The organism is Fulvimarina fulva (genome assembly GCF_039652615.1).
GTDB lineage: Bacteria > Pseudomonadota > Alphaproteobacteria > Rhizobiales > Rhizobiaceae > Fulvimarina.
In genome coordinates this window covers 714,590-728,112 of the sequence record NZ_JBDJAC010000001.1, presented here as the reverse complement: position 1 = coordinate 728,112, position 13,523 = coordinate 714,590, and the positions used below count along the sequence as shown (strand labels likewise).

Genomic DNA, 13,523 nt, shown 5'->3' with positions numbered 1-13,523 from the left:
CCGATTTTCGACCACACACGCCAACGGCAGGCCCGCATCTGATGGCAAAGACGATTGCCGGGCCGGAGATCGAGCGGCTGATCCAGCTTCTCGCAAAGCTCCCCGGGCTTGGACCCAGATCCGCGCGGCGAGCGGCGCTTCATCTCGTGAAAAAACGGGAGCCGATCTTGCGGCCGCTCACCGCCGCCATGGCTGATGCGCTGGACAAGGTCGGCGAGTGTTCTGTTTGCGGCAATATCGATACAAGTGATCCCTGCACGATCTGCTGTGATCCGACCCGCGATCAGTCGGTCGTCGTTGTCGTGGAAGACGTATCGGACCTGTGGGCTCTGGAACGCGCGAAGGCCCTGAACGCAGCCTATCACGTGCTCGGCGGCGTCCTCTCGCCCCTGGAAGGCGTCGGGCCGGAGGATCTGACCATCCGCCAGCTCGTCGACCGTGTCTCGAAGGGCGCGGTGAAGGAATTGGTCATCGCGGTGAATGCCACCGTGGAGGGACAAACGACGGCACACTATCTGATGGACCAGCTCGAAGGTCTCGACGTGCGCGCGACGCGCCTTGCCCATGGCGTGCCCGTCGGCGGCGAACTCGATTATCTCGATGAAGGCACTCTATCCGCAGCCATGCGCTCTCGTACAGCGCTTTAACCGGAGGGATATCGGATGACGACGATCTCGCCCGACGAATTCATCGAGATGATTCGCAATCTGGATCGCTCGCATCGCACCATCGTCGCGATCGCCGGGGCTCCGGGCTCCGGCAAAAGCACCTTCGCCGAGATGCTTGTCGAGACGCTCAACCGCGACCAGGCCGGAAGCGCTGCCGTCCTGCCCATGGATGGCTTCCATTTCGACGACATCGTGCTCGAAGAGCGTGGTCATCGCCCGCGCAAGGGCGCACCGCATACGTTCGATATCGGAGGGTTTCGGTCCGCGCTCGAACGGCTCAAGCGTAACGACGAAGCTTTCGTCGCATCACCCGTCTTCGATCGCTCCATCGAGATTGCCCGCGCAGGGGCCCGGATCATCGAGAAGACGACACCGATTATCGTGGTCGAAGGCAATTACCTGTTGCTCGACAATCCCGACTGGACCCCGCTGCGCGAACTTTTCGATCTATCGGCCTATCTTGATGAACCGGAGACCGTTCTAAAGGAGCGATTGACCGCCAGATGGGTCGGACTTGGGCTGGAGGGTGAGGCCTTCCGGGCGAAGATGGAAGACAACGATCTGCCGAATGTGAGGCTCGTTCTGAAGGACGGGAGGGGCGATGAGGAGACGTTCATCATCAGGCCTACCGAGGCTTGATCCCGATCCAGCGAAACTTGTTCGATGGTTTCGCGATGAAGAATTTCAAACACAAGTTCGGTCTGCGCAGGTTTTGATAAGCGTCCCGGCCGCATCGGTCACACGTGCTGGCCGCCATTGATGTGCAATTCCGAGCCGGTCACATAAGACGATTGATCGGAGCACAGGAAATAGATCACGTCCGCCACCTCCGAGGTCTGGCCGAGCCGGCGCAGGGGAATGTCGCCGATCATGTTCTCGGTGCCAGGTGACAAGATGGCGGTCTCAATCTCGCCCGGCGCGATCGCATTTACCCGGATGCCGGCGGGACCGAAATCGGCCGCCATCTCGCGCGTCAGCGAATTGAGCGCGGCTTTCGAGGTGGCGTAGGCGGTGCCGGCGAATGGATGCACCCGGCTACCGACGATCGAGGTCACATTGACGATCGAACCTTTGCCGTTCTCAAGTTCCTTGAACAGCCCACGAGCGAGCATGATCGGCGCGAAGAAGTTTACCTGAAAGACGTCACGCCATGTGTGCATGGGCGTCTTGAAGGAATCCATTCGCGCGCCACCCTCCATTTTCGGAGAAATCGCCGCATTGTTCACGAGGGCATTCAGCGCCGAACCATTTGCGCTCAATCGCTGACGAATTTCCGAAACAGCGAAGCCGACGTCTTCCGGGTCCGAGAGATCGACGCGGATGTGATCCTCCGGTCCAGCAGGCCAAGGGCAGTTGTCCGCGAACTCCTGGCGCGAACAGGTGATGACCCGCCAGCCTTCCCGGGAGAACCGCTTGACGGTTGCATGGCCAATGCCACGCGACGCGCCGGTGAGGACAAGCGTTTTACGTTCATCACGCGGCGTTTGCGACATGGCGCAATCTCCTGGAAGGACTGTGGATTTCACTCGATCGTCCGGCACGGTCGACCGGCCCTCGTCGTCGATACTCCTTCCGCGCATGGATGGCGAGAACCGAAGACGACCGAATTGCGGATGAAAGAGCGTCCGCGACATATTCCGCTACGTATGTAATGTCGGACATGAGGATTACGAAGACATCAGCAGGGCGCTTGCGTGCGCGTCTCGCTGGATGAAAGGGGACGGAATCGAATGAAGATCTTGAAGGCAGCCCTTCTTGGGGCGGTTTTGCTTGGCGCACTTAGCGCAAACGCGTATGCTCAATCCGACGAGAGCGGTGAGTGGCAGAAAACGCTCGAAGCGGCCAAGGGCCAGACGGTCTATTTCAACGCCTGGGGCGGCTCGCAGAATATCAACGACTACATCGATTGGGTCGGCACTCAGGTGGAGGAGCGATACGATATTTCGCTCGAACACGTGAAGCTCGACGATACGGCGAATGCCGTGGCCCAGGTCGTTGCCGAAAAGGCCGCCGGCCGTGATGATGATGGCGGCATCGATCTCATCTGGATCAATGGCGAGAATTTCGCCTCGATGAAGGAGCAGGGCCTGCTTGCCGACGGTTTTGCGACCGAATTGCCGAACTGGTCCCTCGTCGATCAGGACAATCCGAGTGTCACCACCGATTTCACGGTGCCGACCGATGGCAAGGAAAGCCCCTGGGGCGGCGCGAAGTTCGTCTTCTTCACCGATCCCGCCCGCTTCGGTGATCTCGACACCATGCCGGATTCGACGGCGGAACTCCTGAAATGGTCAAAGGCTAATCCTGGTCACTTCTCCTACCCGGCTCCGCCTGATTTCATGGGGTCGAGCTTCCTGAAACAGGTGCTTCTGGACACCATCGAAGACCGAGGTGTTCTGGAGAAGCCCGTCGACGAAGTGAACTTCGATGAGGTTTCGAAGCCCCTTTGGGATTATCTCGACGAACTTCAGCCGGTTCTTTGGCGCTCGGGCCGCGACTACCCGCAAAACTATCCGGCAATGAAACAGCTTCTGGCCGATGGCGAGCTCGGCATCATTTTCGCGTTTAACCCCGCAGAAGCGTCAAACGCGATCGCCAATTTCGAATTGCCCGACACTGTGCGGTCCTTCGTCTTTTCCGGCGGCACGCTTGGTAACACGCACTTTGTCGCGATCCCCTACAATTCGGGCTCGAAAGAAGCAGCCAAGGTCGTGGCCAATTTCCTGATGTCGCCCGAAGCGCAGATCCGCAAAGAACGCCCGGAAATCTGGGGTGACCCGACGATCCTCGATGTCGAGAAGCTGACCGACGAGCAGCGTCAGGAATTTGAGGCGATCGATCGCGGCGTCGCGACCCTCGGGCCCGACGAGCTTGGTCCTGTGCTTCCCGAACCGCACCCGTCATGGATGACGCGCATCGAGGACCAGTGGCTTAAGCGCTACGGCAGCTGACGCGAGCGCGTGGCAAATGCGGAACTCGTCACCTGACGAGTTCCGCATTTTTGCTGTTGAGGAGCACGACCCGAAAGGCCGCTCGCTTGTACGCCGCTTCGTCTCGATAGGCCTCGACACGATTACCGGATTGAGTGACGGGATCCATGTCAGGCCGGGGAGGGCGCACATTGTCTTCGCCTCGAAGACACCGGCGATCATCGTGCCTTTCTTCTTTCCAAGGTCTCCAAAGCTCTTGTCCGATCTCGTTCATGGCGGCTTACGAGCCCCGAAATAGCCGCGCGCCATTCTTGGTGCCCTGGAAGCTTGCCCTTTGTTTGTTCGCCTTATCCCCTGGCTGATCGCCACGCTTCTGGCCTTGCCGGTCTTCATCGGCATAGCTGGCGTCGTCCTGCCGGCGTTCGGCTACCTCCCGGCGCTCGGCGGAAATGAGCTCACTCTTGATCCTTTTCGGGATCTCCTGTCCCGAAACGGTCTCCTCGGCTCCAGCATGCTGTCTTTTGCGACAGCGCTTGTCACGACTCTCGCCTCGGTCATCTCGGTTGCGCTCTTTCTGGCGGCATTCGCGGGCACGAAACCGATGCGGATCGCGCGCCGCAGCCTCGGCCCGCTTCTTGCCATTCCCCATGCGGCAGCTGCCTTTGGCATTGTCTTTCTGATTGCCCCGTCCGGCCTGATCTTCCGGCTGGTGGCGCTGCCACTTGGCTTGACGACGCCACCGGATCTTCTCGTTGTCGGCGATCCGCTCGGCCTATCCATGATGGCCGGCCTCATCGCCAAGGAGGTGCCGTTTCTTCTTCTCGTCGCCTTCGCCGCCCTGCCGCAGGCCGACCCGGAACGGCGCACGGTTCTGGCCCGCTCTCTCGGCTATGGACGGATGGCCGCGTTCCTTCTCACGGTCTGGCCGGCGATCTATCGTCAGATCAGGCTTCCGGTGCTTGCCGTCGTCGCCTTTGCCTCCTCGGTCATCGATGTCGCTCTGATCCTCGGACCGTCGGTCCCCCCGACGCTTGCGGTCCGGCTCCTTCAATGGATGGGCGATCCCGATCTTTCCATGCGCTTCCTCGCCTCCGCTGGTGCAATCCTTCAGCTGGTCGTGACGGCTGCAGCGCTCATCAGCTGGATCGTTCTCGAACGTCTCGGCGCCAGACTTCGCGAGATCATCGCGGCACGCGGAAGCCGGCATGCCAGCGATCTTGGGCTTCGCGCAGTCGCTTCCGTTCCGGTCGTGCTGGCAGGTCTTTCGTTGGTTCTCGGGCTGGCAATGCTTTGCCTGTGGTCCTTTGCCGGCTTCTGGGGATTTCCGGACCCTTTGCCACCATCCTATTCGTTCAATACCTGGCAACGGGCGCTGCCGCGCGTGGAAGATCCGTTGACCACGACTGCGATCGTGGCAGGCCTCTCCGGCATCATCGCACTTATCGCCGTCGTCATCATGCTCGAAGCGCATCGCCGCGCTGTGCCACGCCTTGCGAGTGAACGGCCTGTCTTGCCGTCGCTCATTGCGGGGCTTCTCTACCTGCCGCTGATCGTTCCGCAGATCGCGTTCGTCTTCGGTCTGCAAATTCTCGTCGTGGCGTCAGGCATCCAGCCGTCGTTGACACTTCTGACAGCGGTTCATCTTATCTTCGTTGCCCCATACGTCGCCCTTGCCCTGGTCGGGCCCTGGTACGCGCTGGACCCTCGTTATGATGTCGTCGCGTCCAGTCTCGGACATGGGGCCCTCGGGGCACTTTTTCGCGTCCGGATTCCGCTTCTGCTCGCATCGATCCTGACCTCCTTCGCGATCGGTTTCGCCGTCTCGGTCGGCCAGTATCTGCCCACCGTTCTGATCGGGGCGGGACGTCTGACGACGATCACCACCGAAGCCGTGGCGCTTGCCTCCGGCGGCAACCGCCGAGTGATCGGGGTCTACGCGCTCCTGCAGACCATCATTCCGGCGCTGGTCTTCCTTGCCGCCAGCCTTCTACCCGGCTTGGTCTTTCGCGGAAGACGGGGCATGGAGGGCGCATGAGTGAAATCACGAAAAGCCACCGGGGCCTTGGCCTTGCCAATGTCTGCATTCGTCTCGACGGACGAACCCTGCTCGACATCAATCGGCTGATTGCACCCGGCGAAGTCCTGACCGTCATGGGCCCGTCGGGTTCCGGCAAGTCGACGCTGTTTGCCTATATCGCTGGCTTCCTCGACCCGGCCTTCGAAGCGCAGGGGCGTGTCGTTCTCGACGGCACCCCGATTGAAGGGAAACGGCCGGAGCAGCGTTCGGTCGGGCTCCTCTTTCAGGACGCATTGCTCTACCCGCATATGTCTGTCGGTTCGAACCTTCTCTTTGCCCTGCCGGGAGGGCTGGCAGGACGACGAAAACGGAGGGAGAAAGCCGAGGAAATGCTTACCCGCGTCGGCCTCGAAGGTTTGTTCGACCGTGATCCGGCAACGCTGTCGGGCGGGCAGGCCGCCCGCGTCGCGCTTGCGCGCACACTTCTTGCCGAACCAAAGGCAATGCTTCTCGACGAGCCCTTTTCGCGCCTAGATGCGCCCTTGCGCAAATCCATGCGTGATCTCGTCTTCGGTCTTGTGCGGGAGCGGGAGATTCCGGCGCTTCTCGTGACCCATGATCGCGAGGACGCCGAGGCGGCAGGCGGCCCTCTGGTCGAGATCGCGCCTGCGAGGCAATAGAACCTGTGCGAGATCTTCCAAATCTTCCCGTCACCGAAATTCTGCCGGAACTAACGGCAGCGCTTGGAGAAAAAGGCGCGGCGGTTCTCGTTGCCCCTCCCGGTGCCGGCAAGACGACACTCGCGCCCCTCTTTCTTCTCGATCGGATCATTCCTGCGGGCGGCAAGATCATTCTCGTCCAGCCGCGCCGCCTCGCTGCCCGCGCCGCCGCAAGACGCATGGCGGACATTCTGGGCGAAGAGGTGGGGCAAACCGTCGGCTGGCGCATGCGCCTCGACACCAAAGTCACAACGCGAACCCGGATCGAGGTCGTTACGGAGGGGGTTTTCACCCGCATGATCCTCGGCGATCCCGAACTGTCGGGGATTGCCTGCGTCGTTTTCGACGAGTTTCACGAACGCTCCCTCGACGGCGACTTCGGCCTTGCCCTCGCCCTCGATGTCCAAGGGGCGTTGCGTGAGGATCTGAAGCTTCTCGTCATGTCGGCGACCCTCGATGGCGCGCGCGTTGCGAGTATGCTCGGCGATGCACCAGTGATCGAGAGCGCGGGCAGGGCATTCCCTGTGGTTATTCGTTATCGCGAGCATCCGGGCACCGAACGAATCGAGGATGCCGTGGCATCCGCGATCCGTGAAGCGCTTGCGGGCGAAATCGGCAGTATCCTCGCATTCCTTCCCGGCCAGCGCGAGATCGAACGCGTGGCGGAGCGGCTGGAGGGACACGTTCCGGAGCACGTAGTTGTCGCGCCTCTCTTTGGTGCGATGGAAGGCGCCGCGCAGGATCGGGCCGTGCGGCCGGCACCGGATGGGTGCCGCAAGATCGTGCTCGCGACCTCGATCGCCGAGACATCGCTGACGATCGAAGGCGTCCGCGTCATCATCGATTCGGGACTTGCCCGCAGGCCGCGCTTCGAACCGGCGACTGGGCTCTCACGCCTCGAAACCGTGCGTGTCTCCAAGGCTTCGGCCGATCAACGCGCGGGCAGGGCGGGGCGGACTGAGCCCGGCATCGCGATTCGCCTGTGGCGGGCCGAGCAAACCGCGTCGCTTGAAGCGTACGATCCGCCTGAGATTCTCGGGACGGATTTATCGGGTCTGGTTCTCGATTGCGCGGCCTGGGGCGTTGCCGATCCTTCCGAACTCGGTTTTCTCGATCCGCCGCCAGCGCCCGCCTTGGCCGAGGCAAGGAAGCTCCTGGAAGAACTCGGCGCGCTCGATGAGGATGGCCGCTTGACGGCAACCGGCGATGCGATGCGCTTTCTGCCCCTGCCACCGCGTCTCGCGCGCATGGTCGCAGCTGCGCCCTGCCATGCCCGGCTGACGGCAGCTCGACTTGCCATTCTCCTCACCGAGCGGGGTCTCGGCGGCAATGACGCAGACCTCTCGGAGAGGCTGCGCCGTTTCGCGCGAGAGAAAGGTCCCCGCGCAAAGGGCGCCGACCATCTCGCGCGCCGTATCGCCGACAATGCACCAAGGCACGAGACCGCTTCCGAGGACGTGCACGATGAACCGGGCGCACTCCTTGCGCTCGCCTATCCAGATCGCGTCGCGGTCCAGCGCGGCGCACCCGGTTCCTATGTTCTTGCCAATGGTCGCGGCGGACAGATTGATCCCGTCGAAGCGCTGGCGAAGAGCCGCGCGCTCGTCGTCGCCGAGCTGCAAGGCGGGGGACGGGCGGGTCGCATTCTATCGGCAGCTCCGCTTTCGGAGGAAGCCCTCTCAGACGCGTTCAGGAAACGCGGCGAGACCGAGGATGTGCTGATCTTCGACAGGCAGGCGAGGGCGGTTCGTGCGCGGCGCATCGAACGGCTTGGCCGGATTATCCTGTCGGAGAAACCGCTTCCGAGCCCCAGCGGTGCGGACGCAACGAGCGCCCTGATGGATGGCCTCAAGACTTTGCCGTTTCACACGCTGCCCTTCGGAAAGGAGGGCGAGCGCCTGCTCCGCCGCCTGCGGTTCCTTGCCGCAGCCGACGCGGACGGATGGCCGGATCTGTCCGACATCGCGCTTCACACTTCGCTGGACGACTGGCTGGCTCCCTTCGTTCCGGGAGCGTCCGCTCTCAGTGACATCACCGAAAGCCAACTGTTTCAGGCTTTGACCGCGCTGATGCCGCCGCAGATGCAGGGCCGACTGAGCGATCTCGCGCCCAGCCATTTCGAAGCGCCGACGGGCAATCGCCATCCGATCCGCTACGAAGAGAATGCGCCGGTTCTCTCGATCCGCGTGCAGGAACTCTTCGGCCTGAAAAGCCATCCGGCGATCGCGGAGGGCCGCTTGCCGTTGACCATCGAACTCTTGTCGCCGGCCCATCGCCCCATCCAGATCACCCGCGATCTTCCGGGCTTCTGGTCAGGTTCGTGGTCGGACGTGCGCGCCGATCTGCGCGGCCGCTACCCTAAACATGAGTGGCCGGAGGACCCTGCGAATGCGGCACCAACGGCAAGAGCAAAGCGAAAATCCGGCTAATTCAAAATTGCGTTCGTTCGCGTCATTTTGAGCGACCTTTGCAAAGACGCCAACCAAGGTGCTACCGGCGACGCATACATGATGGGATGACCTGGATGAGCAAATTCGACATCAAGATCTGCGGCCTTTCCACGCCTGAAACGATCGACGCTGCAATTGCGCGCGGCGCGAGCCATGTCGGCTTCGTCTCCTTCGAGAAGAGCCCGCGCCATGTGGAGATTGAGCACATGGCCGAGCTGGCGCGCCATGTCGGCGGCCGGGCTCAGACCGTCGTCGTGACCGTCGATCCGGATGATGCCGCAATCGATCGGCTGGTCACGCAGGTCGCGCCGGATTGGTTACAGCTTCATGGCCGCGAGAGCCCGGAGCGCGTTCTGGAGATCAAGAGCGCGACCGGTCTGTCCGTCATGAAGGCGCTTCCCGTCGCCGAAATCGATGATCTCGATCGGATCACGCCCTATCTCGGCGTCGCCGATCGCATGTTGCTCGACTCCAAGCGGCCGAGGGGCTCGAACCTGCCGGGCGGCAATGGCGTCTCCTTCGACTGGCGGCTTCTGGCCGCGCTTGACCGGAGTATCCCCTTCATGCTCTCCGGAGGTCTTGACGCCGACAATGTCGAAGAGGCGGTCCGCGTTGCGCGTCCATCGGGTCTCGACATATCTTCGGGGGTGGAAAGCGCTCCCGGTATCAAGGACATCGGCCGCATCCAGCGTTTCTTCGACGCGCTCGATCGGATCGGAGAAGACGAGTTGCAGGGAGAATTGTGACGATGAACCAGCCTTTAACGCCTAATTCGTTTCGCGCCGGCCCGGACGAAGAGGGACGGTTCGGCATGTTCGGCGGCCGTTTCGTCGCCGAAACCCTGATGCCGCTGATTCTCGATTTGCAGCAGCACTGGGAGGTCGCGAAAACCGACCCGGAATTCAAGCGCGAGCTCGATGGCCTGAACGCGACTTACACAGGCCGCCCGTCGCCGCTCTATTTCGCCGAGCGCCTCACGGAAAAACTCGGCGGCGCGAAGATCTATTTCAAGCGCGATGAGCTGAACCACACGGGCTCGCACAAGATCAACAATTGCCTCGGACAGATCCTGCTCGCGCGCAAGATGGGCAAGACGCGGATCATCGCGGAGACCGGCGCGGGCCAGCACGGCGTCGCGACCGCCACCGTCTGCGCGCGCTTTGGCCTGCCATGCGTTGTCTATATGGGCGCGACCGATGTCGAGCGGCAGGCGCCGAACGTCTTCCGGATGAAGCTTCTCGGAGCGGAGGTGATCCCGGTAACGTCCGGCCATGGCACGCTGAAAGATGCCATGAACGAGGCGCTGCGTGACTGGGTTACGAATGTCGATTCGACCTATTACCTGATCGGGACCGCAGCCGGGCCGCATCCCTATCCGGAACTCGTTCGGGAATTCCAGTCGGTTATCGGGAAGGAAGCGAAAGAGCAGATGCAGGCCACTGAGGGACGGCTGCCGGACCTGTTGGTTGCAGCTGTCGGCGGCGGCTCCAACGCGATTGGCCTGTTTCACCCGTTCCTTGATGACAAGGATGTTGCAATGGTCGGTGTCGAGGCCGGCGGCAAGGGGCTCGACGGCGAGGAGCACTGTGCCTCGCTCACGGCCGGCTCGCCGGGCGTCCTTCACGGAAACCGGACCTATCTGCTTCAGAATTCCGATGGGCAGATCAAGGAAGGCCATTCGATCTCCGCAGGGCTCGACTATCCGGGGATTGGACCTGAGCATTCCTGGTTGAAGGACTCCGGGCGCGTGGAATATGTGCCGATCATGGACACCGAAGCGCTCGATGCGTTCCAGCTTCTGACCCGCACCGAAGGGATCATCCCGGCCCTCGAACCAGCCCACGCATTGGCAGAAGTCGTCAAGCGGGCACCGAAGATGGACAAGGATCAGATTATCCTGATGAACCTCTGCGGTCGCGGCGATAAGGATGTGCACACGGCGGCAAAGCATCTCGGAGTCGAGATGTAGCCTGACAGCGATGTCTATGCCTGGCTTCGAGCTGCGGGCGTGATGGCATATCGAATTTGTCGTCCCGGTCGATGCTCATGCATCGACCGCGAGTGCTGGCGGAGAGGCTCTCGTTAAGGGCTGCTCTTTGTTCGTGCTTCCGGTAAAGCAAAGAGGTTTCGAAACGTCTGGGTGCGCCCCATATTGACAGGGACGGGGCGGCGGAAAGTGGCGGATTTGCCGCGATCTCTCGCGAACATCCATCGTTCGCGGAACCCTTGCAATCCACGCGGGACACTTTCGGGGGCCCCCGCAAAACAAACCGTCGCACCGATTGAAGAACCGAAGGCCGCTCGTGACATCGATGGCCACGAGCTGCCGCGCTGGAAAAGCTGAGGCGGAGCGAGACTGCATGACTGACATCATCGAAATTCAGACGACCTGTCCGACGCTCGAGGACGCGCGTCAGCTTGTGCATATTCTGCTCGACGAAAAGCTCGCGGCCTGCTGTCAGATCGGACGGGAAATCGACAGCCGGTATTGGTACGGTGGCAAGCAGCATCGTGGGGACGAGACGCCTCTGACCATCAAAACGCGGTCCGACTTTTTCGAGCGGATTGCACAGCGGCTTCGAGAGCATCACCCTTACGAAACGCCGGCTATCTTCGGTTTCGCCGTTCCATACGTTGATAATGCGACGCGCGACTGGATCTTCGAGACCTGCACCGGCGCCTGAGCATCAGACGCGTTCAACGCGGCCAGCGATGACCGCTTGGCAGCGGCGGGTTCGATCGCGTAAGGATGCGCGACTTCGAACCAAGCCGGCGACATGGCTCTCTTCGCTTTAAGCCGTCAGCCCGATCACAAGCCTTTCCGAAAGCGCATCATGACGACACGTATCGAGGACCGTTTCGCAAAGTTGAAGGATGAGGGCCGTCCTGCTTTGGTCAGCTTCGTCATGGGCGGCGATCCCGATCACGAGACATCGCTCGAGATCATGAAGGCTCTTCCGGAAGCGGGTGCCGACATCATCGAACTCGGTATGCCGTTTTCGGATCCGATGGCAGATGGGCCCGCAATCCAAAAGGCTGGTCTCAGGGCTCTCAGAGGCGGCGCCAGCCTGCAGAAGACGCTCGATCTGGTGAAAGCGTTCCGCGAAACGGACGGCCAAACGCCGGTCATTCTGATGGGCTATTTCAACCCGATTTATATCTACGGTGTCGAGCGCTTCATTCCCGCCGCGCTCGAGGCTGGTGTGGACGGTCTGATCGTCGTCGATCTGCCGCCCGAAATGGATGACGAGCTCTGTCTGCCGGCGTTGAACGCGGGCCTGAACTTCATTCGGCTTGCAACGCCGACGACCGACGACAAGCGGCTTCCCGCAGTGCTGAAGAACACCTCCGGGTTCGTCTATTATGTTTCGATCACCGGCATCACCGGGGCGGCGGCCCCCGATGCGGGCAAGGTCGCGGCTGCCGTCGGCCGGATCAAGACCCACACGGATCTGCCAGTCTGCGTCGGTTTCGGCGTGCGGACGGCAGAACAGGCTGCCGAGATTGCCAAGGGCGCGAACGGTGTGGTCGTTGGCTCGGCGATTGTCTCCGCCATCGAAAATTCACTCGACAACGGCGCTGCCACCGAGAAGACCGTCGGCGCAGCGGCCGATGTGGTTCGCGAAATCGCCAGCGGCGTCCGCAGCGCCAAAGCTTGAGAAGTTGGCGGGCCTGGCCCACATGTGGCCGCAAACCATTAAGAGCGAGCGCGAAGCTTAAGTCATGAACTGGATCACCAACTACGTTCGCCCGAAATTTTCGAGCCTGCTCGGACCGCGAACCGTCCCAGACAATCTATGGATCAAATGTCCCGAGACGGGAGAAATGGTCTTCCACAAGGATCTTGAAGCCAATCAGTGGGTGGTGCCGTCATCTGGCTTTCACATGAAGATTCGCGCCCATGACCGGCTAAAGGCCTTCTTCGACGATGGCCTCTACGAGACGGTCGATCTTCCGGAAGTGGCAACGGACCCGCTGAAGTTCCGCGACTCGAAACGGTATACGGATCGTTTGAAGGAATACCGCTCCAAGACGGCCGTGGAAGATGCAGTCGTCGTCGCCCGCGGCGACATCGAAGATTTGCCGATCATCGCGACGGTCCAGGATTTTGCCTTCATGGGCGGCTCGCTCGGCATGGCCGCCGGCGAAGCGATCATCAAAGGGTTCGAGACGGCGCTCGCCGAAAAGAAGCCACTGGTTCTGTTCTCCGCCTCCGGCGGCGCCCGCATGCAGGAAGGCATCTTGTCGCTCATGCAGCTTCCGCGGACGACAGCCGCCCTGGAAATGCTGAAAGAGGCAGGTCTTCCCTATATCGTCGTCCTGACCAACCCGACGGCCGGCGGTGTCTCGGCCTCCTATGCGATGCTGGGCGATGTTCATATCGCAGAACCCGGCGCAGTCATCGGCTTTGCCGGGGCTCGCGTGATCGAGCAGACCATCCGCGAGAAACTGCCCGACGGGTTCCAGCGCGCCGAATACCTGCTCGAGCACGGCATGGTCGATATGGTCGTCCACCGGCACGAACTGAAATCGACGATCTCCTCGCTTCTGAAAATCTGGACGAAACAGCCTGCCACTGTGAAGAAAGTCGAACGCACCGCGAGCGAAACGACAGATGAGACCCAATCGCAAGACGATGGGGCGAACAGATCCGAAGACGAAAATGTCGATGCGGCCTGATCGGGCGGCATCTTGGCGATCTTCGCTGCATTCTCATCTCTCGCAACGGCGCGATACCG

At 61.6% G+C, this 13,523-nt stretch carries 12 protein-coding genes; 11 read left to right on the top strand and 1 reads right to left on the bottom strand.

From position 1 onward, the window contains the following. Window positions 1-41 precede the first annotated feature (41 nt). Together recR and ABDX79_RS03370 are read left to right on the top strand one after the other, a co-directional pair. Entirely contained in the window at window positions 42-647 is a 606-nt protein-coding gene (gene recR / locus ABDX79_RS03375; protein ID WP_346218823.1) for a recombination mediator RecR, read from the top strand. Window positions 648-662: 15 nt separating this feature from the next. Further along, a complete protein-coding gene (locus ABDX79_RS03370) occupies window positions 663-1,307 on the top strand; it encodes a nucleoside/nucleotide kinase family protein (RefSeq protein ID WP_346218822.1) in 645 nt (214 codons plus the stop codon). Between the two features lie 98 nt (window positions 1,308-1,405). Here the strand turns inward: ABDX79_RS03370 and ABDX79_RS03365 are convergent, their stop codons facing one another. Continuing rightward, a complete protein-coding gene (locus ABDX79_RS03365) occupies window positions 1,406-2,161 on the bottom strand; it encodes an SDR family NAD(P)-dependent oxidoreductase (protein WP_346218821.1) in 756 nt (251 codons plus the stop codon). A 237-nt stretch (window positions 2,162-2,398) separates the two neighbouring features. Here ABDX79_RS03365 and ABDX79_RS03360 point away from each other — a divergent pair, with 237 nt between their 5' ends. The 9 genes from ABDX79_RS03360 (at window position 2,399) to accD (ending at window position 13,464) form a co-directional block, all read left to right on the top strand. Continuing rightward, a complete protein-coding gene (locus ABDX79_RS03360; RefSeq protein ID WP_346218820.1) occupies window positions 2,399-3,619 on the top strand; it encodes an ABC transporter substrate-binding protein in 1,221 nt (406 codons plus the stop codon). Between the two features lie 313 nt (window positions 3,620-3,932). After that, complete coding sequence (locus ABDX79_RS03355; RefSeq protein ID WP_346218819.1) at window positions 3,933-5,633, top strand: ABC transporter permease; 1,701 nt, start codon at window positions 3,933-3,935, stop codon at window positions 5,631-5,633. Continuing rightward, window positions 5,630-6,295, top strand: coding sequence for an ATP-binding cassette domain-containing protein (locus tag ABDX79_RS03350; protein WP_346218818.1), 666 nt, complete (start codon window positions 5,630-5,632; stop codon window positions 6,293-6,295). The genes ABDX79_RS03355 and ABDX79_RS03350 overlap by 4 nt, the downstream gene beginning before the upstream one ends. A 5-nt stretch (window positions 6,296-6,300) precedes the next feature. Continuing rightward, on the top strand, window positions 6,301-8,763 hold the full coding sequence (gene hrpB, locus ABDX79_RS03345) for an ATP-dependent helicase HrpB (RefSeq protein WP_346218817.1): 2,463 nt from the start codon (window positions 6,301-6,303) through the stop codon (window positions 8,761-8,763). 95 nt (window positions 8,764-8,858) lie between these two features. Then, the gene (locus ABDX79_RS03340) at window positions 8,859-9,530 is read left to right on the top strand and encodes a phosphoribosylanthranilate isomerase (protein WP_463671100.1); all 672 of its coding nucleotides are present in this window, start codon (window positions 8,859-8,861) and stop codon (window positions 9,528-9,530) included. 2 nt (window positions 9,531-9,532) lie between these two features. Then, window positions 9,533-10,753: a tryptophan synthase subunit beta gene (trpB, locus tag ABDX79_RS03335; RefSeq protein ID WP_346218815.1), complete on the top strand. Its 1,221-nt coding sequence runs from the start codon at window positions 9,533-9,535 to the stop codon at window positions 10,751-10,753. Window positions 10,754-11,144: 391 nt separating this feature from the next. Continuing rightward, complete coding sequence (gene cutA / locus ABDX79_RS03330; protein ID WP_346218814.1) at window positions 11,145-11,468, top strand: divalent-cation tolerance protein CutA; 324 nt, start codon at window positions 11,145-11,147, stop codon at window positions 11,466-11,468. Window positions 11,469-11,618: 150 nt separating this feature from the next. Continuing rightward, the gene (gene trpA, locus ABDX79_RS03325) at window positions 11,619-12,443 is read left to right on the top strand and encodes a tryptophan synthase subunit alpha (protein WP_346218813.1); all 825 of its coding nucleotides are present in this window, start codon (window positions 11,619-11,621) and stop codon (window positions 12,441-12,443) included. Window positions 12,444-12,507: 64 nt separating this feature from the next. Next, entirely contained in the window at window positions 12,508-13,464 is a 957-nt protein-coding gene (accD, locus tag ABDX79_RS03320; protein ID WP_346218812.1) for an acetyl-CoA carboxylase, carboxyltransferase subunit beta, read from the top strand. Window positions 13,465-13,523: the final 59 nt, after the last annotated feature.

Coding starts and splice junctions, on each gene's coding strand:
- recR (WP_346218823.1), top strand. CDS start 42: ATGGCAAAGACGATTGCCGGGCCGGAGATCGAGCGGCTGATCCAGCTT.
- ABDX79_RS03370 (WP_346218822.1), top strand. CDS start 663: ATGACGACGATCTCGCCCGACGAATTCATCGAGATGATTCGCAATCTG.
- ABDX79_RS03365 (WP_346218821.1), bottom strand. CDS start 2,161: ATGTCGCAAACGCCGCGTGATGAACGTAAAACGCTTGTCCTCACCGGC.
- ABDX79_RS03360 (WP_346218820.1), top strand. CDS start 2,399: ATGAAGATCTTGAAGGCAGCCCTTCTTGGGGCGGTTTTGCTTGGCGCA.
- ABDX79_RS03350 (WP_346218818.1), top strand. CDS start 5,630: ATGAGTGAAATCACGAAAAGCCACCGGGGCCTTGGCCTTGCCAATGTC.
- ABDX79_RS03340 (WP_463671100.1), top strand. CDS start 8,859: ATGAGCAAATTCGACATCAAGATCTGCGGCCTTTCCACGCCTGAAACG.
- trpB (WP_346218815.1), top strand. CDS start 9,533: ATGAACCAGCCTTTAACGCCTAATTCGTTTCGCGCCGGCCCGGACGAA.
- cutA (WP_346218814.1), top strand. CDS start 11,145: ATGACTGACATCATCGAAATTCAGACGACCTGTCCGACGCTCGAGGAC.
- trpA (WP_346218813.1), top strand. CDS start 11,619: ATGACGACACGTATCGAGGACCGTTTCGCAAAGTTGAAGGATGAGGGC.
- accD (WP_346218812.1), top strand. CDS start 12,508: ATGAACTGGATCACCAACTACGTTCGCCCGAAATTTTCGAGCCTGCTC.